This window comes from Clostridium yunnanense, from assembly GCF_016595795.1.
Taxonomy (GTDB): Bacteria; Bacillota; Clostridia; order Clostridiales; family Clostridiaceae; genus Clostridium_AR; species Clostridium_AR yunnanense.
On the sequence record NZ_JAENHN010000033.1, the window covers coordinates 1 to 528 of the forward strand.

The 528-nt window shown below is 30.9% G+C and carries 1 protein-coding gene; it reads right to left on the reverse strand.

Annotation, left to right across the window (positions count from 1 at the left end; translation table 11 throughout):
* On the reverse strand, window positions 1-516 hold a 516-nt coding region (locus JHL18_RS11230; RefSeq protein WP_338025465.1), incomplete at its 3' end, for a transposase.
* Window positions 517-528: the final 12 nt, after the last annotated feature.

Genomic DNA, 528 nt, shown 5'->3' on the forward strand with positions numbered 1-528 from the left:
TAGTCTGTACATTATTGTAGAATCACTTTTTCTATTTTTCTCTGGGAGATAGTCAAATATAGTATTTTTCCCTATTCGCCTGTAATAATTTTTATCTTTCAGCAATTCTTTTACTTCGTTAGTTTGTTTTCTAGTAAGGTTTAAATCAATATCAACATCAAATTCATTAACAGATGGAAGTTCAAGTCCATGTAAAATGCCCGATGCATGATCATGAAAATCTTTAATCCTTATTAAGAATTTCCATCCTTTTTCTTGAATGTGTGCCATATTGTTATAAGATTCATACCCTCGATCAGCAAGGATAAGTGCTGGAGTTTTAATAGTAGATCTGTCTACCATATCTGTTAATGCTCTACATTCATTGGAAAGTTTACTTTTCAATACAATAGCATCCTCATAGGTATGTTGATTAAGATCATATAGTGCATTTAAATGCAAAAGATTATAAGGTTTCCTAGAGTCTTTAAATTCATATAAGGAATCCAAATCGTTTTTGTTTGTCGGAATGTGTATGTCAGATCCATC